22 protein-coding genes and 1 tRNA gene are annotated in these 23,999 nt (G+C 70.0%); 10 read left to right on the top strand and 13 right to left on the bottom strand.

Annotated elements, in window-relative coordinates; genetic code table 11:
- The first annotated feature begins 1 nt into the window (after nucleotide 1).
- The 3 genes from WMF45_RS28185 to WMF45_RS28175 are packed head-to-tail and all read left to right on the top strand — an operon-like array spanning nucleotide 2 to nucleotide 2,141.
- Nucleotides 2-421, top strand: a complete 420-nt coding sequence (locus tag WMF45_RS28185) for a hypothetical protein (RefSeq protein WP_437707673.1) — start codon at nucleotides 2-4, stop codon at nucleotides 419-421.
- Nucleotides 418-1,539: an AAA family ATPase gene (locus tag WMF45_RS28180; protein WP_437707671.1), complete on the top strand. Its 1,122-nt coding sequence runs from the start codon at nucleotides 418-420 to the stop codon at nucleotides 1,537-1,539. Before WMF45_RS28185 ends, WMF45_RS28180 begins: the two co-directional genes overlap by 4 nt.
- Nucleotides 1,536-2,141, top strand: a complete 606-nt coding sequence (locus tag WMF45_RS28175; RefSeq protein ID WP_437707669.1) for a hypothetical protein — start codon at nucleotides 1,536-1,538, stop codon at nucleotides 2,139-2,141. Before WMF45_RS28180 ends, WMF45_RS28175 begins: the two co-directional genes overlap by 4 nt.
- Before the next feature lie 200 nt (nucleotides 2,142-2,341).
- On the opposite strand, the gene WMF45_RS28170 is transcribed toward WMF45_RS28175, so the two are convergent.
- The 3 genes from WMF45_RS28170 to WMF45_RS28160 all read right to left on the bottom strand — a co-directional run bounded on the left by WMF45_RS28170 (nucleotide 2,342) and on the right by WMF45_RS28160 (nucleotide 4,327).
- A tRNA-Thr gene (locus WMF45_RS28170) sits at nucleotides 2,342-2,413 on the bottom strand.
- A gap of 58 nt (nucleotides 2,414-2,471) precedes the next feature.
- On the bottom strand, nucleotides 2,472-3,431 hold the full coding sequence (locus WMF45_RS28165; protein ID WP_437707667.1) for an alpha/beta fold hydrolase: 960 nt from the start codon (nucleotides 3,429-3,431) through the stop codon (nucleotides 2,472-2,474).
- A 143-nt stretch (nucleotides 3,432-3,574) separates the two neighbouring features.
- Nucleotides 3,575-4,327: a peroxiredoxin gene (locus WMF45_RS28160; RefSeq protein WP_437707665.1), complete on the bottom strand. Its 753-nt coding sequence runs from the start codon at nucleotides 4,325-4,327 to the stop codon at nucleotides 3,575-3,577.
- Between the two features lie 78 nt (nucleotides 4,328-4,405).
- Between WMF45_RS28160 and deoC the strand changes: the two genes are divergently transcribed.
- The 3 genes from deoC (at nucleotide 4,406) to WMF45_RS28145 (ending at nucleotide 7,921) form a co-directional block, all read left to right on the top strand.
- Nucleotides 4,406-5,359 (top strand): deoxyribose-phosphate aldolase, encoded by a 954-nt coding sequence (gene deoC, locus WMF45_RS28155; protein WP_437707663.1) that lies wholly within the window; start codon nucleotides 4,406-4,408, stop codon nucleotides 5,357-5,359.
- Between the two features lie 64 nt (nucleotides 5,360-5,423).
- Nucleotides 5,424-6,950 carry an aldehyde dehydrogenase family protein gene (locus WMF45_RS28150; RefSeq protein ID WP_437707661.1) on the top strand — a complete coding sequence of 509 codons (1,527 nt, stop codon included), beginning with the start codon at nucleotides 5,424-5,426 and terminating at the stop codon, nucleotides 6,948-6,950.
- 131 nt (nucleotides 6,951-7,081) lie between these two features.
- The gene (locus WMF45_RS28145) at nucleotides 7,082-7,921 is read left to right on the top strand and encodes an aldehyde dehydrogenase family protein (RefSeq protein ID WP_437719591.1); all 840 of its coding nucleotides are present in this window, start codon (nucleotides 7,082-7,084) and stop codon (nucleotides 7,919-7,921) included.
- 79 nt (nucleotides 7,922-8,000) lie between these two features.
- Here the strand turns inward: WMF45_RS28145 and fmt are convergent, their stop codons facing one another.
- Together fmt and WMF45_RS28135 are read right to left on the bottom strand one after the other, a co-directional pair.
- Nucleotides 8,001-8,936, bottom strand: a complete 936-nt coding sequence (fmt, locus tag WMF45_RS28140) for a methionyl-tRNA formyltransferase (protein ID WP_437707659.1) — start codon at nucleotides 8,934-8,936, stop codon at nucleotides 8,001-8,003.
- A 78-nt stretch (nucleotides 8,937-9,014) separates the two neighbouring features.
- Nucleotides 9,015-9,848, bottom strand: a complete 834-nt coding sequence (locus WMF45_RS28135) for a formylglycine-generating enzyme family protein (RefSeq protein WP_437707657.1) — start codon at nucleotides 9,846-9,848, stop codon at nucleotides 9,015-9,017.
- 425 nt (nucleotides 9,849-10,273) lie between these two features.
- Between WMF45_RS28135 and lon the strand changes: the two genes are divergently transcribed.
- Together lon and WMF45_RS28125 are read left to right on the top strand one after the other, a co-directional pair.
- Nucleotides 10,274-12,727 carry an endopeptidase La gene (lon, locus tag WMF45_RS28130; protein ID WP_437707655.1) on the top strand — a complete coding sequence of 818 codons (2,454 nt, stop codon included), beginning with the start codon at nucleotides 10,274-10,276 and terminating at the stop codon, nucleotides 12,725-12,727.
- A gap of 283 nt (nucleotides 12,728-13,010) precedes the next feature.
- Nucleotides 13,011-14,165, top strand: a complete 1,155-nt coding sequence (locus tag WMF45_RS28125) for an FHA domain-containing protein (protein WP_437707653.1) — start codon at nucleotides 13,011-13,013, stop codon at nucleotides 14,163-14,165.
- A 13-nt stretch (nucleotides 14,166-14,178) separates the two neighbouring features.
- On the opposite strand, the gene WMF45_RS28120 is transcribed toward WMF45_RS28125, so the two are convergent.
- On the bottom strand, nucleotides 14,179-15,261 hold the full coding sequence (locus WMF45_RS28120) for a hypothetical protein (protein ID WP_437707651.1): 1,083 nt from the start codon (nucleotides 15,259-15,261) through the stop codon (nucleotides 14,179-14,181).
- A gap of 104 nt (nucleotides 15,262-15,365) precedes the next feature.
- Nucleotides 15,366-16,079 carry a hypothetical protein gene (locus WMF45_RS28115; RefSeq protein WP_437707649.1) on the bottom strand — a complete coding sequence of 238 codons (714 nt, stop codon included), beginning with the start codon at nucleotides 16,077-16,079 and terminating at the stop codon, nucleotides 15,366-15,368.
- Nucleotides 16,080-16,225: 146 nt separating this feature from the next.
- Between WMF45_RS28115 and WMF45_RS28110 the strand changes: the two genes are divergently transcribed.
- Entirely contained in the window at nucleotides 16,226-16,933 is a 708-nt protein-coding gene (locus WMF45_RS28110; RefSeq protein ID WP_437707647.1) for a hypothetical protein, read from the top strand.
- A gap of 72 nt (nucleotides 16,934-17,005) precedes the next feature.
- On the opposite strand, the gene tssG is transcribed toward WMF45_RS28110, so the two are convergent.
- From tssG to WMF45_RS28085, 5 genes are all read right to left on the bottom strand, one after another.
- A complete protein-coding gene (gene tssG, locus WMF45_RS28105; protein WP_437707646.1) occupies nucleotides 17,006-18,139 on the bottom strand; it encodes a type VI secretion system baseplate subunit TssG in 1,134 nt (377 codons plus the stop codon).
- Complete coding sequence (gene tssF, locus WMF45_RS28100) at nucleotides 18,103-19,872, bottom strand: type VI secretion system baseplate subunit TssF (RefSeq protein ID WP_437707645.1); 1,770 nt, start codon at nucleotides 19,870-19,872, stop codon at nucleotides 18,103-18,105. The genes tssG and tssF overlap by 37 nt, the downstream gene beginning before the upstream one ends.
- Nucleotides 19,873-19,945: 73 nt before the next feature.
- Nucleotides 19,946-20,365: a type VI secretion system baseplate subunit TssE gene (gene tssE / locus WMF45_RS28095; RefSeq protein WP_012237628.1), complete on the bottom strand. Its 420-nt coding sequence runs from the start codon at nucleotides 20,363-20,365 to the stop codon at nucleotides 19,946-19,948.
- A 46-nt stretch (nucleotides 20,366-20,411) separates the two neighbouring features.
- Nucleotides 20,412-20,897, bottom strand: a complete 486-nt coding sequence (gene tssD, locus WMF45_RS28090; protein WP_437707643.1) for a type VI secretion system tube protein TssD — start codon at nucleotides 20,895-20,897, stop codon at nucleotides 20,412-20,414.
- 137 nt (nucleotides 20,898-21,034) lie between these two features.
- Nucleotides 21,035-21,547 (bottom strand): Hcp family type VI secretion system effector, encoded by a 513-nt coding sequence (locus WMF45_RS28085; RefSeq protein WP_437292882.1) that lies wholly within the window; start codon nucleotides 21,545-21,547, stop codon nucleotides 21,035-21,037.
- Between the two features lie 525 nt (nucleotides 21,548-22,072).
- Here WMF45_RS28085 and WMF45_RS28080 point away from each other — a divergent pair.
- Nucleotides 22,073-22,990 carry a hypothetical protein gene (locus tag WMF45_RS28080; protein ID WP_437707641.1) on the top strand — a complete coding sequence of 306 codons (918 nt, stop codon included), beginning with the start codon at nucleotides 22,073-22,075 and terminating at the stop codon, nucleotides 22,988-22,990.
- A 256-nt stretch (nucleotides 22,991-23,246) separates the two neighbouring features.
- On the opposite strand, the gene WMF45_RS28075 is transcribed toward WMF45_RS28080, so the two are convergent.
- The gene (locus WMF45_RS28075) at nucleotides 23,247-23,936 is read right to left on the bottom strand and encodes a hypothetical protein (RefSeq protein WP_437707639.1); all 690 of its coding nucleotides are present in this window, start codon (nucleotides 23,934-23,936) and stop codon (nucleotides 23,247-23,249) included.
- Nucleotides 23,937-23,999: the final 63 nt, after the last annotated feature.

Genomic DNA, 23,999 nt, shown 5'->3' with positions numbered 1-23,999 from the left:
CATGCCCAGCAAGCGCCAGGTTCTCGACCTCCTGCCCCGTGACGAGCTCGTGGAGCTCGTCGGCCGCTACAATCTGCTCGTTCCGGATGGCAAGGCCCAGCTCGCCGACATGCTCGATGGCCACGGGCCCGAGCTGCTCGCCGGCATCTCCTGCGACCGCCTGAAGGAGCTCTGCCGCGGCCTCGGCCTCGGCGACGGGAGCCGCGAGAAGGCGGCTGCTGCAGCGGCTGGCCGGAGCTCGGCCTGCAGTCCTCTCGGCGCGGAGTTCCGGCCCGAAGCCCTCGAGGATGAACCGAGCCGGCGCGGCTTCGAGCGGCTGCAAGCCTTCCCTCGCCCTCGGGAGCGGCTCGACCTGCGGACGGAGAGCATGCACGCCCTTCAGAGCAGGCGAGCGGCTGACGCCCACGTGGAGCTGCGATGATTCACACCTTCTACGCTCGGAACTACGGCTGCCTGGTCGATACCGAGGCCTCGCTGACCCCGCTTCATGCGTTCATCGGCCCGAACGATAGCGGCAAGAGCACACTGCTGCACGGTATGCGGACCCTGGTGCAGTTCGCCGGATCCCACTTTCAGCAGGATAAGGGTAGATGGAAGCCGTTTGATCCCTATCTTCCCACAGAGCCTCCATCCCATGAACTACCTCAAACCCCGCACGACATCCTGCTCGAGTGCGGGGTCGAGGGGGGATGGTACGCTATCAAAACGGGGCTGCGAGGTCTCGAAGAGCGTACCGGCGAGCGGCGCAGCAGCGATACGTCTCTATATCATGGCCGTTCGGTTGTTCCTCGGCCCAGTACCTGGTTGAGCACCGTACCGCGGGACGCACCGCAGGAGGGCAAACATCCATCCGAGCGGCATATCCTGAGCCAGATTTATCAGGCGAGGCTTGTTCGCTTCGACCCGGATGCGCTGCGTGAGCCAAGCGGTCTGATCCCCGAAACGCAGCCGGTCGGCTTCCTCGACGACCGGGGTCATGGCCTGGCCGGCATCTACTTCGCCATTCGCAACCGCAACGACGACGCTTTTTCCCGCATCGTCGACGACGTTCGCCGCCACTTCCCGACGATCAAAGGTCTTCGTGTCAAGGTAGTGACGAGCAGCGAGGTCGTCCTGGAGGTCGAGCTCGTGAATGGCGCGCGGGTGGAGGCCGCTCGGCTCAGCGAGGGCCTCCTTTACTATCTGGCGTTTGCCGCGCTCCGCTACATGGACCCGGTCTCGCTCCTGCTCGTGGAAGAGCCCGAGAACGGCCTGCATCCGGCGCGCATCGCCGAGGTCATGCGCATCCTCCGTGCCATCGTCGAGGAGAGCGGTACACAGGTCCTCATGGCGACCCATAGCCCGCTCGTCGTGAACGAGCTCAAACCCGACGAGGTGTCCGTCGTCACCCGCACCGCCGATGAGGGCACCCGGGTCAAGCGCATCAAGGATACGCCCGATTTCGAAGAGCGCTCCAAGGTCTACGCGCTCGGCGAGCTGTGGATCGCCTATGCCAACGGCGAGGACGAGGCGCCGCTTCTCGAGGGCACCGAGCCTTGATCCGCGTCATTCTCGCCGGTGAGGGAAAGAACGAGCTCGGCGGCTTCGCAGCCGAGCCGAGCTTCCGCGACGACAATCCCGAGCCCGGCGTGGTGGAGGCGCTGCTGCGGCAGGTCCGTCCCGAGGGGTGGAAGGTCGTGGACGCCATCCTCTGGAAGAGCATCCCCAAGCTCCGCGTGGGTATTGGTGGAAAGGGCGAGGAGCTCAACGTCCAGCGCGCCTTCCACCATGCCAAGAAGCGTGGGTGCGAGGTCTTTGCGTTCACGCGCGACCGCGACAAGGTCAAGTTCGCCCACCGCGAGGACGGCATTGAACGGGCGATCGAAGGGCTGGGAAGTACCGCGGATCAGCCGCCGGCTGTCGTTGGCGGTGTTGCCATCGAGAAGCTGGAGTCGTTGCTGGTGGCCGTTGCCGGCCACCATGGCTCCGAAGCGATGCGCAGGCCGCAAGAGAGGCTCGCCGAGCTCGGGATGAACGAGAAGGACACCGCCGCCATGGTGCGCCTCGTGGGGGAGCACGGCCTGACCAGCATCCCCGCTGACGCGCACTCGTTGCGGCGATGGATCGGGCGCGCGCGTCAGGCGTTCGGCGAATCCACGTAGATCCGCGTCGATCCCGCATGAGCTCGTATGGCCTGCGGTGTCCGGGACGCGCCGGCTCAACCGGTGGATCACCCACGCGCCGCCGCGGCTCGTGGACCACGCGCCCGAGCAAGAGAGTTCTCTGCGCGGCGCGTACATGACCGCACCCAGCGCGTCACCTGCTCGCCCACAGGGCAGCGAACACGCTGGCATTCACGTTGAGCCACCTTCGAGATTTGAACTCGAGACCTACGGTTTACGAAACCGTTGCTCTACCACTGAGCTAAGGTGGCATGCCTCTCGTCGAGGAGGCGCGCAGATTACCCACTCGCCCTGCCGAGTCAAGCTCTTTTATTTCCGTCCTCGGAGGGACCCGATTTCGCTCGCTGTTGCCGCAGCTTCGGCTGCCTCGGCTGCTTCCGCGATTCCCTTCCCCTCCGCGCCCGCCGCGTCCCCGGCGTCTCCTCCCGCGGCGAAGAACTCGCCCAGCCGCTCCGCCAGCTCCGCCGCCGCCGACCAGTGCATCATGTGCCCGGCCTCCGGCAGCTCGACGTGCTCCGCGCGCTTGAGCCTCGCTACCCGCTCCGCTTCACCCTCCGGGTGCCACCCCGTAGGCCCGCCGCTCACGAGCAGCGTCGGGCACGCGATGCGCTCCAGGAAGGTCATGAACGCCTCCACCTGGAACAGCAGCGGCGACGTCGTCCGGTGCATCGGATCGTACGCCCACGCGAGCCCGCCGTCCGGCTCTTCCCGCGTGAGCAGCGGCGCGCGCGTCGCCAGCACCTCGCGCGGCACGCGCGGGTGGTTCGCCACGAGCCGCGCGATCGCGTCCTGCATCGACGAGAGCTTCCGCGGCGCGCGATCGAGCTCCGCCATCTGGCGCAGCCACGCCTCGACGCGCACCACGGCGACCTCGGGCCCGCTCGCCGGCGGCCCCATGCCTTCGAGCAGCGCCAGGCGCTCGACGCGGCCGGGGCACGCGCCCGCGTAGTACACGGCGACCGCGCCGCCCATCGAGTGGCCCACCACGCCGAGGCGCGCCGGCGCGAGCGCGTCCACGAGCGCCGCGACGTCGGCGATGTAGTCGGGGAAGTAGTAGTAGCTGCCCGCGCCGACGCGGGCGCTCCGGCCGAACCCGCGCAGGTCCGGCGCGACGACGTCGTGCCCCGCCCGCGCGAGCGGTTCGGCCACGAGGTCCCACGTGCTCCCGGCGTCGAGGAAGCCGTGGAGCAGCAGCAGCGTGAGGCCGGTCGGCTGCGCGTGGTCGTCGCGGAAGCGATGGACGCAGAGATCCAACCCGTTGGTGTTCAAAAATTCCGACGACCTACGCACCACGCGCGCTCCCGTCTGCAGATCTCCCGCCAGCCCTCCGCGTGGCCCGCGCGCGACCCGCCGGCGCTCCTGCGCCGCGTATGCGCGCGGGCGTCACCGCCCGCCGCGTATGCGCGCGGGCGTCACCGCCTCCCCGGCGGACCTTTCGCCGGGGGCGCCGCGGGGGCCGCCGGGGGCAGCATCGTCCCCGTCGCCACCGGAGCGGCGGTGGCCGGCTCCGCCGCTCCCGCGGGCGCCGCCGCGGTGGTGGTCGGCGCCGCGGTGTCCGCTCCGGCCGGCGCTGCGCTGCCCGACGCCGCTGGCGCGACCGGGAGCGCGGCGCCCGTGAGCTGCGCGGCGTCCTTCAGCACCTCGTCCGCGTGCACCCCGGGATCCACGTCCGGATAGACCTTCGCGATCTTGCCGTCCGGATCGACGAGGAACGTCACGCGCGCCGTCGCACCGAGCCGCATCGGCACGCCGAACGCCGTGGCCCACACGTGATCGGTGTCGACGAGGATCGGGAACGGCAGCTTGTTCTCGGTCGCGAACTGCTCGTGCGACTCGCGGGTGTCGGAAGACACGCCGAAGACCTGCACGTTGGCCTGCTTGAAGCGATCCCACGCGTCGCGGAACGCGCACGCCTCCTCGGTGCAGCCCGGCGTCCCGTCCTTCGGATAGAAGTACACGACCACGGCCCGACCCCGCTGGTCGGACAGCCGCTGGATCGCGCCGTGCTGATCCGCGGCGAACACGTCGGGCGCCGCCGCGCCGACCGGGATCAGCCCTTGTCCACCATCGGGTCGCTCGGCCGCGCCACAGCCGAGCAGCGAGGCAAAGGCAAAGACGACAGCAAGTACGACAAAAACGACGGCAATCGGGAAGCGTCTCTTCATCAGAGCGCCACGTTAGCACGCACTCGGTAGGATCGATCCGACGCTTCTGGTACGTTCCCGCGCCAGGAGACGAGGCCGATGGCGATCTTCGGAAACGACAGCGGCGCCGCGCCCGGCGTGGTGCGCCAGGGCAGGGAGGTCACCTACCCCGATTTCTCTTCGCCCACCGTGGATAAGGTCATGGTCGAAGAGCGAGCAGCCGGCCTCGGCAAAAGGAGCATCAAAGGCCCCGCCAAGGTCGCCGGCCTCAAGCTCGCCATCTCGATGATGGACCTCACCACGCTCGAGGGGAAAGACTCCCCGGGAAAAGTTGAGCAGCTCTGTCAGAAGGCGCTTCGACCCCACGAGCGCGCGGACATCCCTTCCTGTGCGGCGGTGTGCGTCTATCCCAAGCTCGTCGCTGTGGCGAAGCGAGCGGTCTCGGGCTCGACCGTCAAGGTGGCCAGTGTGGCGACCGCCTTCCCGAGCGGCCTCTCCACGCTCGCCGTCAAGCTCGCCGACGTCCGGCAGGCGGTCGAGCTCGGCGCCGACGAGATCGACATGGTGATCGACCGCGGCGCGATGCTCTCCGGCGAGTACGGCGCGGTGTACGACGAGATCGCCGCGACCAAGGAGGCGTGCGGGCACGCGCACCTCAAGGTGATCCTGGAGACGGGCGAGCTCGGGACCTACGATCGCGTCCGCAAGGCGAGCCGCATCGCGATGCTCGCGGGCGCCGACTTCATCAAGACCTCGACCGGGAAGATCACGCCGGCGGCGACGCCTCCGGTGACGCTGGTGATGCTCGAGGCGATCCGCGATCACGCGCAGGCGACCGGGCGGCGGGTCGGGATGAAGCCGGCCGGCGGGATCCGCACCGCGAAGCAGGCGCTCCACTACCTCGTGCTGGTCAAGGAGACCCTCGGCGACGCCTGGCTCACGAGCGACCTGTTCCGCTTCGGCGCGTCGACGCTCCTCAACGACGTGCTCATGCAGCTCGAGAAGGAGCGGACGGGCGCCTACCAGAGCGCGGACCATTTCAGCAAGGACTGACGGCGCCGTGAGGGCGGGTCCGCGTCGGTGTTCAACGCGCGGCCGCGGGCGTAGAGTGCGCCGCATGAGCGACAACAGCACCGCCGCGGCTGCCGGCGACGGGGGCTCGCCCCGGGACGCGACCGCGGCGCGGGACGCGGCCGTCGTGTTCGGCGATGCCTGGCGCTACGCGCCGGCGCCCGAGGGGCGCGACCACGTGAAGATCGCGCCGCGGTACGAGCTCTTCATCGGCGGCGCGTGGCGCGCTCCGGCCTCGGGCCGCTACCTCGACAGCATCAGCCCGTCGACCGAGGAGAAGCTCTGCGAGTTCGCCGAGGCCTCGGAGCAGGACGTCGATCTCGCCGTGCAGGCGGCGCGGGCCGCGTACGAGAAGCACTGGTCGCGCATGCGCCCGCTCGATCGCGGCAAGTACCTCTACCGCGTCGCCCGGGCCCTCCAGGAGAAGGCGCGCGAGCTCGCCGTCGTCGAGTCGCTCGACGGGGGCAAGCCCATCAAGGAGTCCCGCGACGTCGATCTCCCGCTCGCGGCCGCGCACTTCTTCTACCACGCGGGCTGGGCGGACAAGATCGAGCACGCCTTCCCGGGGCGCGACCCCCGGCCGCTCGGCGTCGCGGGCCAGGTGATCCCGTGGAACTTCCCGCTGCTCATGGCGGCGTGGAAGCTCGCCCCCGCGCTCGCGGCGGGCAACACGTGCGTCCTCAAGCCCGCCGAGACGACGCCGCTCACCGCGCTGCTCCTCGCGAAGATCATCGAGGAGGCCGATCTCCCGCCCGGCGTCGTCAACGTGGTCACGGGCGCCGGCGCGACCGGCGCCGCGGTCGTCGGCCACCCCGGCGTCGACAAGGTCGCGTTCACCGGGTCGACCGAGGTCGGCAAGCGCATCCAGCGCGCGCTCGCCGGCACCGGGAAGCGGCTCACCCTCGAGCTCGGCGGCAAGGCCGCGAACATCGTGTTCGAGGACGCGCCGCTCGATCAGGCCGTCGAGGGGATCATCGGCGGCATCTTCTTCAACCAGGGCCACGTCTGCTGCGCGGGCTCGCGCCTCCTGGTCGAGGAGAGCGTCCACGACGCGCTCCTCTTCAAGCTGCGCGAGCGCATGGCGACCCTGCGCGTCGGCGATCCGCTCGACAAGAACACGGACGTGGGTGCCATCAACTCGCGGGCGCAGCTCGCGAAGATCGAGGAGCTCGTGGCGGCGGGGGAGCGCGAGGGGGCCGCGCGCTTCTCGGTGAGCTGCGCGCTCCCGCAGCGGGGCTACTGGTTCGCGCCGACGCTGTTCACGGGCGTCGCGCAGTCGCACCGGATCGCGCGCGAGGAGATCTTCGGCCCGGTGCTCTCGATCTTGACCTTCCGCACGCCCGACGAGGCGATCGAGAAGGCGAACAACACCATGTACGGGCTGTCGGCGGGCGTCTGGACCGGCAAGGGCTCGAAGAGCTTCTGGGTCGCGCAGCGCCTCCGCGCCGGCGTCGTCTGGGCGAACACCTTCAACAAGTTCGATCCCAGCGCGCCGTTCGGCGGCTACAAGGAGAGCGGCTTCGGCCGCGAGGGCGGGCGCCAGGGGCTGCTCGCCTACCTCGAGGTGGACTGATGGCGCTCGGCGACAAGGACAGCGGCGGCGACGAGGCGTGCACGCCGATCGGGGAGCGAGCCGGCGCGGCTGCGCTCGACGCGCCTCCGGGCGAGGCGCGCGCGCGGGTCGGCGTGCGCAAGGCGTACAAGATGTTCGTCGGCGGCGCGTTCGTGCGCTCGGAGTCCGGGAGGTACACGCAGGTGCGCGATCACGGAGGCGCGGGCGCGGTCGAGAACATCCCGCGCGCCTCGCGCAAGGACGGGCGCGACGCCGTGCTCGCGGCGGCCGGCGCGCTCGGCGGCTGGTCGGCGCGCGCCGCGTACAACCGCGGGCAGATCCTCTACCGCCTCGCCGAGATGCTCGAGGCGCGGCGCGCGGAGCTCGCGGCCTCGCTCGAGCGCGGCGGGCAGGGCGCAGGCGCCGCCGAGCGCGAGGTCCTGGCGGCGATCGATCGGGCGGTCGCTTATGCGGGCTGGGCCGACAAGTACCAGAGCCTCTTCGCGAGCCTGAACCCCGTGTCCGGCCCGCACTTCACCTTCACGGTGCCCGAGCCGATGGGGGTCGTCGTCATCGCGGCGCCGCCGCGGCCGGCGCTGCTCGGCCTCGCGGGCGCTCTCCTGCCGGTGATCACCGCCGGCAACACCTGCGTCGTGGTCGCGAGCGAGGCGGATCCGCGCACGGCGCTCGTCTTCGGCGAGGCGCTCGCCACGAGCGATCTCCCGGGCGGCGTCGTCAACGTCCTCACCGGCCAGCTCGCGGAGGTGCTGCCGCACCTCGCCGCGCACATGGACGTCGCCGCGCTCGATCTGCACGGCGTGGACGCGGCGCTGACGAAGCGCCTCGAGGAGGCGGCCGCGGCCAGCGTCAAGCGGGTGCGCGCCCGATCGCTCGGCGAGGCGGAGTGGTTCGACGACAGGGCTGCGACGTCCCCCCGCTGGATCGAGCGGTTCGTCGAGATGAAGACGATCTGGCACCCGGCCGGGCCGTGACGCGGGCGGCGCTCGACGAACGGGCGCCGTGACGCGGGCGCGCTCATCGACGGGGCGCCGTGAACGGCGCCCTTGGCGCTCATCGACCGAGCACCATCCCCGTCTGGAGCGTCCGCCCGGCGACGAGGTCCGCCGCCGCGAGCGGCTTCCGCCCCTCGGCCTGGGCTCGCACGATCTGGATCGCGCCCGCGCCGCAGGCGACGATCACGACGCTGCGGCCGGCCATCACCACGGTCCCCGGCGGCGCGCCGGCCTGGTCGGCCTCGCTCTCGACATGCGCGGCCAGCACCTTGAGCACCTTGCCGTCGATCGTCGTGAAGGCGCCTGGCCACGAGGTCATCCCCCGGATGTGGTCGTGGATCTGCCGGGCGCTCCGCTCCCACCGGATGCGCCCGTCTTCCTTCTTCAGGAGCGCCGCGTGCGTCGCCGCCTCGTGGTCCTGCGGCGTCAGCGGGAGCTCGCCGTCCACCGCGCGGCGGAGGTCCTCGCGCACGACGCGCGCGGCGAGCGCCCCGAGATCGATCGCGAGCTCGTCGGCGGTCGTGTCCGGGCCGATCGGCGTCCGGCGCACCGCGTAGACGGGCCCCGTGTCCATGCCCTCGTCCATCTGCATCAGCGAGATGCCCGTCTCGGCCTCGCCCCCGACGATCGCCCAGGTGATCGGCGCGGCGCCGCGGTAGCGCGGCAGGATCGACGCGTGCAGGTTCATGCAGCCGCGCCGCGGCGCCTCGAGCACCGCCTTCGGCAGGATGCGCCCGTAGGCGATCACCAGCGCGACGTCCGCTCCGGCGCCCGCGACCCACGCGGCGAACTCGGGCGTGCGAACCTTCTCGGGCTGCAGCACGGGCACGCCGAGCTCCAGCGCCTTCACCTTCACCGGCGGCGCCTTCAGCTCGAGCCCGCGGCCGGCCGGCCGATCCGGCTGACAGACGACGCCGACGACGTCCGCGATCGACGCGAGCGCCTCGAGCGACGGCACGGCGATGGCGGGGGTACCGAAGAACAGGGCGCGCACGCCCTGGCTTCTAGCAGGAGCTGCGCCCGTCGTGCCGCCTTCTTCGCTCGCGGCGAGCGCCGCCGTGGAGGCCCGGCCTCAGGGCCCGGGCGCTCGGCGCCCGCCGCGCTCTTCGTCCGCCGCGGGCGTCGCCGCGCCGCGCGAAGGGAGAGCCGAGCGCGGATCGGCGCAGCAGCGGAAGCCGGTCTCGTAGAACACGAACTTCGGATCGTGCGCGTCGTTCGTCCCGCGGCAGCCGGTCCACGGCTTGGCCCAGAAGCCGCCCATGAGCGCGCCTGGCCACCGGCGGCCGCGGCGCGAGGCGACCCACTCCTCGACGTTGCCCATCATGTCGAAGATGCCGAAGGTCGAGGCGCACCCCGGATGGGAGCCGCTCGGCGCGCCCTGCCAGAGCCGCTCGACCTCGCGCTGCGCCGCCTCGCCGGAGGCGCCTAGCTTCCGCTCGTCGACCGGCCGCCAGGCCTTGCCGCTGTTGCAGACCGCCTTGTCCACGCGCCAGCCGTAGGCGAGGGGACGCCGCTCGGGGCCCTCGCACGCGAGCTCCCACTCCTGCTCGGCGCACACCCGCTTGCCGCGCGCGGCGCACCACGCGGTGGCCGTCTCGAAGGACTGCATGACGAGCGGCTTCGCCCCCCGCTGGTTCGGCGCCTCGAACTGGTCCATGCACACGGAGATCTCGGTCGACGGCCCTTCCTCGGCCGTGATGTCCTCCCAGTACGCGAAGCAGTGCGTCGCCTTGCCGCTCTTGACCGGCTCCACGCAGACGTGCTGCACCTCGTCGCGGTGCGCGCCGGTGACGAGCCGCATGTCCGCCGGGCACGCCGGGCTGGGCCCTGGATCGAGCGACGGCGCCGCCGGCAGGCCGAGCATCGCGATCGCGAGCGCGCCGAGGCCGAGCAAGGGATCGATCATCGTTCAGCGAGGCCCAGGGTGTCGCTCCGTGCCGGGCGCAGCCTCGGCCGCGCCGCGCGGCAAGGCCGAGGCGCGCCTCGTTGACCCGGCCGCCGAGGATTCAGCGCCGCGCCGCGCGCGCCAGGTGGTGACGAGCGTGACGAGCGAGCGCTGCAGGTCGGAGTCGGAGCTGACCACCCGCAGCGTATCCTCATTCAAAAAAATGGCCAGGGCTGTGGCACGCGGCATGCGCCGTGTCTATGGTGAGTTCCCGTAGCCTCGCGGGCTGTCTTCCACCAAGAACTGCCAGCAGGGCTCCGCGTTGCACCATCCGCATCCGTCTGGATGCAAGCCAAGATGACCGGGGCGCGCGGTGGCCGCGCGGCCCGGCTGCGTGTTGATGAAGGGGTTTACCTCCCCCGGTCGGGTGCCTAGAGGAGATCGCCATGTCCGAGAAAAAGAACCCGCCGATGCCGCCGCGCTCCGAGGAAGAGGTCGTCTTCGGCGACGAGCTGCCGGTTCTGCCGATCCGCAATGCGGTGCTGTTCCCGGGCGCCGTCGCGCCCTTCGATGTCGGCCGCGAGAAGTCGGTCGCGCTGGTGGAGGATGTCGACAACCTCCCCGGCCCGGTCATCGCGATCTTCGCCCAGCGCGATCCGTCGACCGACGATCCCGGGGCGGAGGACCTGTACCCGATGGGCTGCGCCGCGCGCGTGCTGAAGGCGCTGAAGCACAGCTCGGGCAACTACTCGTTGATCTTGCAGGGCCTCACGCGGATCCGGCTCGACACCGTCACGGCCCACACGCCGTACCTGCGCGCCAAGATCCGCCGGATGGACGAGCCGGCGACGGAGGACGTCGAGGCGGAGGCCCTGGCGATGAGCCTGCGCGACATCGCGAAGCAGGTCATCCAGCTGATGCCGGAGCTCCCGCGCGAGGCGGGCTCGCTCATCGACTCCATCCAGGCGCCCGGCGCGCTCGCCGATCTCGTCGCGGCGAACCTCGACGCTCCCGTCGAGGAGAAGGCGCAGCTCATCGAGACGATCGACGTGAAGGAGCGCATCCGCAAGGTGCTGCGGCTGCTCACGCGGCAGCTCGAGATCCTGAAGATGCGCGAGCGCATCAACTCCCAGATCAAGGAGGAGATGGGCAAGAACCAGCGCGAGTACGTGCTGCGCCAGCAGCTCAAGGCCATCAAGGAGGAGCTGGGCGAGGACGACGGCGATCAGGGCGATCTCGACGGGCTCGAGGATCGCATCGCGAAGGCGAACCTGCCGACCGAGGCGGAGACCGTCGCGAAGAAGCAGCTGAAGCGGCTGCGCACGATGCAGGTCGGGTCGGCCGAGTACACCGTCGTGCGGACGTACCTCGACTGGATCCTCGACGTGCCCTGGACGCAGTCGACGCAGGACAACCTCGACATCGGCAGCGTCCGCAAGGTGCTCGACGAGGACCACTACGGCCTGGAGAAGGTCAAGAAGCGCATCCTCGAGTACCTGGCGGTCCGGAAGCTGAAGCAGGACAAGAAGGGCCCGATCCTCTGCTTGCTCGGGCCTCCCGGCGTCGGAAAGACGTCGCTCGGCCGGAGCATCGCGCGCGCCCTCGGCCGCAAGTTCCACCGGGTCTCGCTCGGCGGCGTGCACGACGAGGCGGCGATCCGCGGCCACCGGCGCACCTACGTCGGCGCGCTCCCTGGCCAGATCATCCAGGGCATGAAGAAGTCGGGCACGATCAACCCGGTCTTCATGATGGATGAGGTCGACAAGATCGGGCACGACTTCCGCGGCGATCCGTCGGCGGCGCTGCTCGAGGTGCTTGATCCGGAGCAGAACAACACGTTCGCGGATCACTACCTGGAGATCCCGTACGACCTGTCGCACGTGATGTTCGTCGCGACCGCGAACGTGGCGGATCCGATCCCGCCGCCCCTCCGCGACCGCATGGAGATCCTCGAGATCCCCGGCTACACGCGGAAGGAGAAGCTCGCGATCGCGCGGCAGCACCTGCTCCCGAAGCAGCTGTCGGAGCACGGGCTCACGACCGAGCAGCTGGAGGTCACGGACAAGGCGCTGGAGGAGATCATCGATCACTACACGCGCGAGGCCGGCGTCCGGTCGCTTGAGCGGCAGATCGCGGGCGTCATCCGCGGCGTGGCGGTGAAGGTCGCCGAGGGCGACACGCAGAAGCGGCGCGTCGACAACGAGGACGACCTGCACGAGTTCCTCGGCCCGGCGAAGTACACGAGCGAGGTCGCGGAGCGCACCGCCGAGAGCGGCGTCGCGACGGGCCTCGCGTGGACGAGCGTCGGCGGCGAGATCCTCTTCATCGAGGCGACGCGGATGTACGGCACGGGCAAGCTCCAGCTGACCGGCCAGCTCGGCGACGTGATGAAGGAGTCGGCGCAGGCGGCGCTGTCCTTCGTGCGCAGCAACGCGGCGAGGTTCAGCATCGCGAAGGACTTCCTCGAGAAGAGCGATCTGCACATCCACATCCCCGCCGGCGCGATGCCCAAGGACGGGCCGAGCGCGGGCGTGACGATGTTCACGGCGCTCGTCTCGCTCCTCACCGGGATCAAGGTCCGCCACGACGTCGCGATGACGGGCGAGATCACGCTCCGCGGTCGCGTGCTCCCGATCGGAGGCCTGAAGGAGAAGGTGCTGGCGGCGCACCGCGCCGGCATCAAGCGCATCATCGTCCCCGAGCGCAACCGGGCGGATCTCGAGGAGGTCCCGAAGGAGGTCGTGGACGAGCTGCAGTTCTTCTTCGTCAGCCGGATGGAGCAGGTCCTGGAGGCCGCGCTCGAGCGGCTGCCCGAGCCCGCGCCCGCGACCGAGGAGTCGAAGGACGGCGAGAAGAAGGAGCTCGAGAAGTCGGAGAAGAGCTCGATCGCCAGCAACTGATGACGGCCGTCGCCAGCGATCGCTGAGCGACCTGTCTCCGGGGCGCCGCGCGGCTTGAACGTGCGGCGCCTTTTTTTCGTGCTTTTCTCGTGAAGACGCCCGCGCGGCGGCGACGGACGCCTCTCCTCTCGGCGAGCTTGGCGCGCTCGCGCGCCGGCGCGTGGCAGCGACATCGCATCGCCTGCGCTGCGCACGCCGAGCTGCGCGGCGGGCTCGCGCGCTCTCGCCAAAGCGCGGCTTTCGCCTCGACGGATGTCAAGCGAATCGGTAGCCTCGAGATCGCATGAGGCCGTGTCCGAACTGCGCGTGGATGCTCAAGGAGACCGACGCTGCCTGCTCGATGTGCGGTACGAGCGTGGCGGGCGCAGCGCCTGGAGCCTCCGTTCCGGTCGCGCCTCCGCCGGTGCAGGCGGGGGCTGGCGCCTATGCTCCGCCTGGCCCGCCGGGCTATCCAGCGCAGCCGGCCGTCTCGGGTTATGGCGGCGCGGCGTCGCCAGGCTACGGGGCGGGGGGCGCGCAGGGCGCCTATCCGCCTCCTCCTCAGGCCTACGGGGTCGGGGGAGGCGGGATCTCGGTGCCGGCATCGCCGGGGGGAGGCGTCGCCTTCTCGACGGGCGCGGAAGCTTCCTTCCCGGTCTCACCCTGGGCCCGAGCCGCACCTTCTGCGGGGCTCACGTCGCAGCCGGCGTCTCCTCCGATGAACGCGCCGGGCGTCCCGCCGGCCCAGCCGGCGCTCGGGGCGCCGGGCCCGGGCATGGTACCTGGCCCGTCCATGGGTGGCGCGATGGGGCAGCAGCCCGTGGCGCCGGCGCCGGTCTTCGGCGCGCCTCCGCAGATGGTTGCGCCCCCGCCGATGGTCGTGCCGACGGGGGCGTCTGGGCTGGTCGCGCCGCCGATGGTGCAGGGGGGTGCGCTCGCGCCGCCGCCGATGGTGCAGGGGGGCGTGGTGGCGCCGCCGCCGATGGTGCAGGGGGGGGCGCTCGCGCCGCCGCCGATGGTGCAGGGCGGGGTGCCGGCGGTCGCTCAGGCCAGGGCGCCTGCGATCGTCGCGCCGTCGATCGTCCAGGGCGCGGTCTCGGGCGCGGTGCCGCAGGTGTCGGCGCAGCCCGCCCGTGTCCTCGTCGGCTTCATCGTGACGTTCCAGAACGATCCCGGAGGCAGCTTCTGGCCGATATACAGCGGCCGGACGCAGGTGGGGCGCGCCGGGGCGGACACCGCGACGGAGATCGGGCTCGCGGATGCGAGCGCGTCCTCACGGCACGCATCGATCCACGCGGATCCGACGACGGGTCAGGTCTTCATCGAGGACGACGGCTCCCGCAACGGCACCTTCGTCAACGAGCAGCGCCTCGGACAGGGCGAGCGCCGGCAGCTGCGCGACAACGACCGGCTGCGCCTCGGGAGCACGACGTTCGTGGTGAAGGTGCTAGTCGCCTGAGCGGAGAGCGCGGCTACTGGCCGCTGGCGCCGCCTGCACCGCCAGTACCATCTGCGCCGCCTGCGCCCGCACCGCCTCCGGTGGTGGCGCTTGCGCTGCTGCTGGCAGCTGCCTGGCATTTGAGAAAGCCGGTGCCGTCTATGGCACACCTTCTCGTCGAGCAATCGTCGGGTCGAGCACAGGACTGGCCTTCATCACACTGCTTTTCGCAGACCGTCCCCCCGCAGTCGATGTCGGTCTCCAATCCGTCCTTCTGGCCGTTCAAGCAGAGCGGCGCCGGAGCTGGGATACGGCAATTGAAGTACTCGACCACGACAGGCTTTTTCGTTGCCTCCTTTATTTTCTTCCCGTCCTTCACTACCTCCACTATCGAGTCACCCGGCGGGTAGTGAACGCTGAGCTTGACGGAGCCTTCATATAGCCCCGTGTCCGTCGTGCCAGCATCCAGCGAGGGCTGCGGCGGGGGCTGGTTGCCCGCGCTCGTCTCGAGCACGGCTCGAGGCTGCAACCTGTCTTGTCCTTCGTTCGCGCACTCCTGGATGTCGACGCGATTGAAGTGGTGAGACTTGCCGCCTGGACAACTCACGTCGAGGGTACTCCTGCCCTCCGGAGTCGTCAGCGTGAGCGTCCTGCCGATCGTGCTATTGTTGTCGGCGCCGGCGTCCTCGCATTCCTCTGCGCCCGCGTCGATATCGGCGCCGGTGCACGGCACCTTGACGGTCACCGAGTAGCTGAACTCTCCTGAGTACGTGATCGATCCGCACTCTGCTGCCAGCGCATCGAGGCGTTTGAGAGCGATGCTCTTGGGTGGGAACGCCGTGATGTCGAGCGCGGGATCGAAGACGATCTGCCCACCTCCGTCGAGGAAGCAGACGTCAAGCTTGTCGCGGCTCGCAAAGCTACCGCTCGGCCCCTTCTCCCCCGGCGTCCAGCACCCAGTCGCGGTTTCGGATTGGAACGCGTGGTAGCAGCTGTCGGGATCGTCGAGGAACGCGCAGATGTTCTCGAACTCCTCGCTGCAGCCGGGCATGGAGACGGCTGCGGTCACGGCGAGGATCGGAGCGACGGCGGCGGCGAGCAAGACGTAACGGCGCATGGGCGCAGTCTACGCGTTCTCCCCGAGCGTGGGCCAGCTTCGCAGAGGTTTGCCGACGGCGCGCCGGCGGCGTGCGCCTCCGCCCCGCGCGCCGCCAGCTCCCCTCACAGCTCGGCGTAGGGCCCGGGGACGACGTACGCGTCGTCGTTGGCCGCGTACGTGAAGACGCCCCAGCAGACGAGCTTGTACTTGATGGCGAACGCCATCGCCTCCCTCAGGTTCGCCTTCGGCGCGAGCACGGCGAGGTTCGAGCGGCGGACGCCCCACCAGCCCGGCCCGTGCTGCAGCACCGCGTCGTGGAGATCCTGCGTCGCGTGCTTGGAGTCCTCGAGCACCGCAAGGCGCAGCCGGACGAACGACTTGTCGCGCGCGGGGAAGTCGAACCAGTACAGGTTCGACCTCGCCAGCTTCGGGGTGATGCTCCCTGCGCCCTGCGCCGCGAGGAAGCGGCTGAGATCCTCGGGCGAGAGCTTCTGGGTGACCGGGTGCGTGTCGACGCCGCTGCACGTCTCGGGGCCGATCTTGAACTCACCCAGCGCGAGCGGCGCCTCGGGGCCGTTCTCGGGAGTCAAGAGGTACCGATCGATCGCGGGCAGATCGTTCGGGTACTCCACGCCGGCGTCGATGCCGCTGCACGCCGGGGCCGCCAGCGCAAGCGCGAAGGCTGCCGCGAGCGCGGGGCGCCGGGGCGCGCGGCGGCCAAACGCCGGAGCACGCTCGTGGCCCTGGCTCGTGCTGGTGGAGGGGGGGCTCGGCGCGCTCGCCGCCGGTGCTCCGGCGGGCTCGCCCTTGCGACTCGGTTTGCTTTCGTTGGACATGTCTCTCTCGCGGCACGGGGTACCGCCTCGATCGGCGGGCGCAGCGCTGCCCGGGCCGGGCAATCATTCAATGCCGGGCACCCCGAGGGCAAACTCCTCGGCGAACATTTGGCTGGCGTGCCCTCGCTGGCCTAGAGTTCCCCCCGATGAGGCACCTCGGAATGCCGATGCTCGCGCGCGTCCCCGCCTTCTGCGCCCGCCGTCCGCTCGCCGCCGGAGCGGGGCGCGCGGGCGTGGCCTGCGCCGCCGTGGCTGCGATCACGCTGCTCGCCGGCTGCGGCGGCTCGCCGACCGCCCCCAAGCAGGACGACGTCTTCTACCTCCACGGCGCCGCCGGTGCCCTGAGCAAGGACTCGAGCTTCGAGGTGTACTTCCCGCCGCTCGACGCGCCGGCGACGGAGCGGGTGCCGCGCCGGATCGGCGTGGGCCTCATGAACGGCGACGTCCGCATGAGCCGCCCGATGGACTGGAACGTCGGCGGCGCCGACTACACGCCCGAGCGCCGCTTCATCACGTACCAGTCTCCGCGGCAGTTCCTGTTCTCGATCTACGAGCGCATCGACAGCCCCGAGGATCCGTGGCCCGACGTGCTCAAGCGCTACGAGGCGGACCTCGAGGAGCAGGGCGCCGAGATCCTCTCCGGCCGCGCGCCCGTGGCCACGGCGAACACGCAGGGGCGCAGCTACCTCGTCAAGGCGAAGATCCCGTCGAAGCCCATCTCGGATGCCTTCGCCCACGAGATCCTGCTCCGGAGCCCCCGCCGCATCCTGCTCGTGCAGATCGTGCACCACGAGAACGTCGACGCAAACGCCGACGAGATCTCGGCCGCGCTGCAGAGCCTCACCGTTTACTGAGCGCAGGGCGAGTCCACGGCGCGAGCGCCGCCGCGCCTCCCGGTGGCCCGTGGCGGCGGCGCTCGGCCTGGTTCACATCGGCGGGGGCTCGCCCCGATCGTCGTCGTCCTCGTCGTCGCCGCCCGCGAGGTGCTTGTCGTCGAGGGGGATCGTGATCACGAGCCGCTCCGCCGCAGATCCGCCGATCCACGCGGTGCGCTTGAGCGTCGCGGCGCGCGGCGAGCCGAGCTGGAACCGCGGAGCCTCCTCCGTGTCCACGTGGATCTCGAGCATCACGTCGTGGATGCCCGGCGTGAACGTCTCGATGACGCCGCGGACCAGATCCTGCCGCCGACCGCCGGGCAAGAAGGAGAGGTACTCGTCGTAGCCCACCGGGCCGAGCACGACCTTGTAGCGGCCGGAGCCGTCGAACACGTAGCGCCCCAGGGTCAGGCTCTCGCCCAGCTGATGGTTCATCACGCCGAGCTTGTTCCTGAACGGCTTCTCGATCTTCGTCCAGTGACCGACGAACTGCTCGATCTTCACGCCGATGTTGCCGAGCATCTCGGACAGCACCGTCTCCAGGTTCCTCGCCGAGCGCGACTTCGAGGCGAGGACCGACGCGTAGCGGAGGAAGAAGAAGCGATCGAGCGGCGTCTCGTAGCCGCGGAAGCCGTCGATGCCGACCGCGCAGAGCATCCGGCGCGAGAAGGGATCGGCGCCCTGCTTGCGGTACGTGACGGGCAGGCGGTACTTCGTCCACGCGCGGTAGAGCAGCGACAGGAGCCGGTGGTGGAAGACGTCGAGGAGCTCGCGGATCGGCTGCGGGCCGCCCTGGTAGTCGGCCTGCGCGATCTGCTCGATGAAGTACGCCGGCAGCGGCGACACCGAGCCGTACAGGGCGAGGAACGTGGTCGAGACACGGGCGCGCTCCACGCCGTCAGCGGCCTTGACCGGCGCGAGCTCGCTCACGTCGCTCGAGGCGAAGATGAGCGAGGGGTCGCCGCGCAGCCGGATGCGCTCGTCCTGCACCGGCCCGAGCTGGCCCACCGGCGGCGCGGCAGGGAAGAGCCGCTCGAGCAGGTAGATGAGGCGGTAGTACGAGAAGCGCGGCGCGGTATCCGCGAAGCGCCGGAGCGTCTCCAGCGCGACGGGGTCGGCGCTCGCGGCGCCTCTCGGCGCAGCCGGCCTCAGATCAGCGTCAGGCTGCCGCTCTTCGGGTCCCATTTGTGCACCACGCGTGTATTCGTGCCGGTGACCGTCAGCTGCGTGAACGAGTTCAGCGAGACGTAGGACCCGAGCATCTCGTTCAGGATGCTCGCGAACAGGTACATCTCCCCCTCGCCGACGAAGCCGCCCTCGTCGAGCTCGATGTCGACCGCGACGCCGCGCACCGGCGCCCCTCGGTACAGCCGATCTGTCGGCCGCACCCGGATCGTCTTGATCGCGGCCAGGCGGAGCTGGTTCGCGCGCGCCGCCTGACGATCGACGATCGCCTGAAAATTGTAGAGATCGACCGTCGCCCGGAGCACCTCGAGCTCGGTGATCGAGCGGTAGCTCATCGCCATGTGGGCCAGCACGCGCCACTGCAGCTCGCGCCCGAGCGGCGGCGGGAGCGGCGCGGTGACGCCGGTGAGGTTGGTGAAGCTCGCCACCGCGGGTGAGGTCGCCGTCGGCACCCTGAGGTCGCCGAGCTTCAGCTGCGCCGGCAGGCGGCGGTTGGTGCTCGTCGCCTCGATGCTGATCACGTCGAACTCGGGGAGAGCCCCCGCGTCCTGCGGGGAGCCGAACGAGAGGTACATGTCGATGCCGTCGCCGATGGCGGCCGGGCGGAGGTGCGCCTGGTAGAAGATCGTCCGCGCGGCGGCCTCGGGGTCGAGCTCGTGCTGGAAGCTGAAGAACGAGGGGATCTCGACGCGCTGGCTCGTGCGCCGGGCGATGCCGACGACCTTGTCGATGCTGTGGATCTCGAAGGCCGCGGGCGCCGCGCCCGCCGGGCGGCAGAGGTACTCGTGCTTCGTGGCCTCGGGCTTGATCGGATCGCTGGTGTGCTCGAACAGGTTCACGACCGGCGAGCAAAACAGCCGGATGTTCTCCTTGCCGATCCGCGTCCCCGGCGGGAGCCCGTCCCTGAACTGCAGCAGGATCGCGAACCGGTCGGAGATCCGCTCCGCCGAGAGCGCCTGGAGGCCGGTCACCTCGAAGAACGCGAACTTCTGCGGGAGCGTGAAGAACTCCTGCAGGAGCCGGAACCCCGGGTAGACCGTCTTCGGGTACGGGATCAGCGACTCTTCATCCGAGAAGCCGGTGAGCCGCACGGCGCGCGCCGGGAGCGACGCGATCGTCGTGTCGCGCCCCGCGGCGTCCACCGCGGCGAGCGCGACGGTGTCGACGTGCGCCCCGACCCAGAGGCGGAGGTCGTCCTGCAGCCTGCGCTCGCCGTGGATGTAGAAGCGCAGCGAGGAGAGCGACAGGCCCGACAGCGCGGCGCCGCCGGTCAGGCGGAGCTCGATGCGGAGCGTCTGCGCGAGCTGCGCGCCCGTGTCGACGCGCACGTCCTCCACCGCGAGCGGGACGAGCTCGACGTCCTGGGTCGTGCGGAACCGGCACGAGACGCCGTCGACCGGCACCGACCCGACCTCCGCGTGCCGAGCGACGACGAGCTTCTCGCGCACCACGTTCGGGAGCGGCGTGAACTCGATGATCGAGGTCGCCGGGATCTGGCGGAGGTAGTGCGGAAAGAGCAGCGACGCGACCGAGTGGATCACCTCGGGGAGCTCGTCGTCGAGCTTCTGGCGGATCTTGCCGGTCAGGAACGCGACGCCCTCGAGCAGGCGCTCGACGTCGGGGTCCCCGCCCTTCTCCGCGAGCATGGGCGCGATCCCGGGGTAGGCGGCGGCGAACTCGCGCCCCAGATCCCGCAGGTAGGTGAGCTCGTCCTGGTAGTACTTGTTGAACATCCTCTCGCCACCGCCAGTCGACCGCCGGGGCCGAAGGCTGTCAACCGCCGTGAGCCAGGCCTCCGGGCGGGGGCTACGTCATCCGGACGTTGCCGCTCTGGTCCACTGCAGCGCCGAGCCGGAGCGCTTGCCGGCGGCCATCGGGAAAGTGGATCTGCGCGGTGATCTCGAACTCGAGGACCATCGACTGGACCGTGTCGGTGCGCAGGTGCCGGACCTGCACGTTCTTCAGCCGCGGCTCGTAGGTCTGGATGCAGTTCTTGAGCGAGCGCTGCACCAGGCCGATCGCCTCTGGGAACTCATGCAGGACCTCCGAGACCTCCATGAGGCCGTAGTCCGGGCAGGTCAGCGAGCTCCCCTGGCGGGTGTTCAGCATGTGCCCGAGGTGCGTCAGGATGGCCGACTCGAGGTCGTGATCCCGGTAGGTGTGCCGCTCCGTCGAGTGCGGGTCGGCCGCGTGCGCGATTCGGGTGAGGAGGGAGGCGCCGGCCACGGTGGGATCGTAGCTCAGCTCGCGCCTCGAGCGGAAGCCCGCCCGCTCAGCGCGGGGTGAGCCAGTCGTCTTCCGCGGAGACGCCCCCGTCGTTCCAGGTCCAGACGACCTTCTGGTACGTGAACGCGACCTCCTCCTGCTCGGGCAGGCGCGATTGCCCCGGGTTCCTCACGTTGAGCATGTGGAACTGGATGCTCGAGATGTTCGCATTCGTGAGCTGGACCGTGAAGACAGGCTTCTCGACGCCGATCGCGATCGACCTGTAGAACTGGAGCTCCCAGCGGGGGATGCTCTCGTTGTGGCTGAGGATGCTGAGGAGGAGCGGCGTGGACCGATCGAGGTCCTTCGTGACGATGAAGGGCTTGTGCATCCGCTTGCCCGTCGGGCGCCCGGTGACCGGGTCGCGTGGCCCCACCAGCGAGTGGAACACCTCGGTGACGAGGATGCTACCCTCTCGCCCCTTCTGGGTGACGGAGCCCCTGATTTCCCCTTGTCTTTCGCCGACGAGTCTGAGGTAGGCGCTGAGGGGCATGCCAACATTCTGAGCTTGCTGCGCGTGATGGCCATGCCTGATTTTGAGGAATCCCCTGATGCCCCAACGTCAGGACGACAAACGCAACCGGGCGACCCGAAGGTCGCCCGGTGCGACGAGACCTCAGCAGCTAGGTACTACCCCTGCGGCGTCTCCCAGTCGTCGTCCGCCTGACGCGCGCCGTCGCCGTCATCGAACGACCACTCGATCTTCTGGTACGTGAAGGAGACCCGCTCGTACTCCGGCCGATCCTTCGCGCCGTCACCGCCGCGCGTGTTGTCCATGTGGAAGTCGATGCTCGCGACCGTCGCGTTCGTGAGCTTGACCGTGTAGTGGTTCTGCTCCTTGCCGACGTTCTTCGATGCCGCGGTGCCCGGCGTGTAGAACTTGAGGGTCCACTCCGAGATGCTCTCGTTGTTGACCAGGGCGTTGTAGAGAAGGGGGGTTGCCTTATCGAGCTCCTTCGTGATCACGAAGGGCTTGTGCTGGCGCTTCCCACTGGGCAGCCCGGTCGCCGGGTCACGCGGGCTCACGACCTGATGCTGCACCGAGATGACAGCGATCGACTTCTCGCGACCCTTCTGGGTGACCGAGCCATCGATCGGGCCCTGGGTAACGCCCTTCAAAACGAGGTGAGCTTGCAACGCCATGATCAAATGCCTCTTCCTTCAAGAACTCGCCGCCTGGGCTCAGTCTACGCCCCATTGCGCGCTGGCAGACGGTGCGCTCCGTCGGGACTAGGAGTTCAGAGACGCAGAGATAAGACTCTTATCGTATCTCTACCCCTGTTCGTCTCAGGGAGTCCAGAAGGTAACTCCCTCTTTGGGAGCGTCAAGACTTTTGTGTCCCGGGGCAGCGCGGGTTTCTTGGCATTCGGTTCGCTTTGGGTTCGCGTCTGGTTCCTGACGGCGCGCAATATTCCGCCACGAGGCCATCGCTTCGATAAGAGGGCGCGGGCGTGTCCATCGCGTTGCGGACGTGTGGGGAACGTGACGACGCGCGGGGCGCCGGCGTGATCTGGCATGCGCGCGACCGCCGACCCGGAGAGAACGAGGCGGATTGGCCGGCCAGAGCCGTTGGCCGGCCAGAGCCGTTGGCCGGCCAGCCCCGTTGGCCGGCCACGGCGTTAGGTCGCGAACTCGCCTTGGCGACGCCTTGCATGATACGAAGAGCGCGTGAGCATCGTTCGCTTCGGCTCCGTCGTCGGCCTGGGGCTTGCCGCCGCCCTCGCGGGCTGCGGATCGTACCCAGAGCAGCCACACGGCGAGCTCCAGACACGCAAGCAGAATCCGATCCCGGTGTGCACGGCCCAGCTGCCGCCTGCGAAGCGCGGGGCAGGCGGCAAGGCGGCCGTCCGCACCCTCGACCCAGACCAGTGGCTGAGCGTCGTCATTCCCGGCTACAGCGAGGAACGAGGGATCGGGCCGACCGACGTCGACTGTACCGGCCAGTACGTGTTCGCCAACGAGACCCTGCGCGGCGGCATCTCCAAGTCCGGCTGGCCCCGCAAGATCGACCCCGACGAGGTCGAGATCCGCTCCGGGCCCGAGGGGCTTCGCGCCGTGTGGGTGCGCGTCCTCAAGTTCGAGAACGGCGACGAGGGCGGCCTCGTCGCGCTCGTGCGAGCGGCCGGCGATCGCGCGGACGTCTACGGGGTTGGCAGCTTCCGCGCGCCCGCGAAGGGGACCAAGCTGTCCCCGGTGCGCCTCGGCAACGACAACCTCGTCGTGGCCGAGACGAAGGACTGCCCTGATCCCGACGACTGCCGACAACGAGCGCACTTCTACCTTGCGCGAAGGGGGCGGCTGATCGAGGCCGCATCCGTCGACCTGGAGCGGACGGCGGTGGTGCCCTCCGTCACCGAGCGCGGGCTCTACGCCCGCTACGTGCTGCGCACCGACGTCTCCTACAAACCGAACGGCATTCAGCTGCTCGAGCAGGTGCGGGTGAAGATCGTGAAGCACGACGACGGCAACCGCGACAGCGACCGCGAGCTCCGCCGCGTCGAGTTCCAGCGATTCCTCCGGGTGGAGCGGGATACGCTCTTCTCGTCGAACGATCCGCTCTGGGAGCGCGTCGTCGGACAGGACTAGAACAGCAGTCGAGGCCAGGGGGTGGGGGAGCGCGGGGGGCAGGCGCGGGCCGCCGGACCCCTAGTACGCGCGTCTCGCCCGCGCATGGCGCGGTCGAGGCGCGCGTGAGCTTCTCGAACCTGGGGCTGCCCCCCCCACGACCCCTGGCCGCGCCAGCGAGCGGAGGGAGGCTCGCCAGCGAGCGAAGGGAGGCTTGCTGGCGAGGGGAGGAGGAAGGCCTGCCGGAGAGGGGACGGGAGGCGTACCGGAGAGGCGGCTACCAGCAGAACAGCGCGTTGCCGTAGCCGCAGTTCGGGCGCTGGAGCATCGCGTAGGCGGTGCCGACGGCGAGGCCGCTCAGGAAGCCGGTGACGCCGCCGATCGCGATCTGACCGGCGTGCTCGTGCGGCCGGTTTTCGCCGGGGGCGACGCCGCGGGCGATGGTGGTGACGACCGAGGCGGTGAGGGGGAAGGCCACATTGCCGATGAAGGCGCCGGCGTTGAAGCGGCCAGACGAGTAGCGGAACGTATCGACCACGAAGATGCCCGTCCCCGCGCCCGTCGCGCCCCAAGAGGCGAACGCGTGCGTCGACGGGCCGCCGAACGACTCGCAGCCCGAGTCGGACACCGCCGCCTTCGTCTCGTCGATCGAGCAGCCACGGCGCGTCGACTCGAGCGCGTTCTTGATCGGCAGGTCCACGAGCAGCGTCAGCGCCGTCATCGTCATGGCGGGCGCCATGACCGAGAAATGCCAGCGCCCCTTCCAGCCGACCGTGGCCTCGGGATCGCTGTAATAGACACGCGGCATCAGGAAAACGACGGAGCTTCCCAGCACGAGGCTCACGTCCGAGACCGTGGCCCAGTTCTTATCGCGTTGGACCGTCTGCGCGGCCGCCTCGCGCGGGGCGAGGAGGCACGCGGCGACGGCCAGACAACCTGCTGCTACGACTTTCTCCCTGATTCGCATGAACGGCGCCTCGCGTTCGGCCGCGCCTCCGGCGAAGATCGGCGAGCCCAAGGCGCGGCTCGC

The sequence above is a fragment of the Sorangium sp. So ce448 genome (genome assembly GCF_051520915.1).
GTDB lineage: Bacteria > Myxococcota_A > Polyangia > Polyangiales > Polyangiaceae > Sorangium > Sorangium cellulosum_B.
The sequence above is the reverse complement of the archived record's forward strand: the minus strand, read 5'-3'. Positions and strand labels throughout refer to the sequence as shown.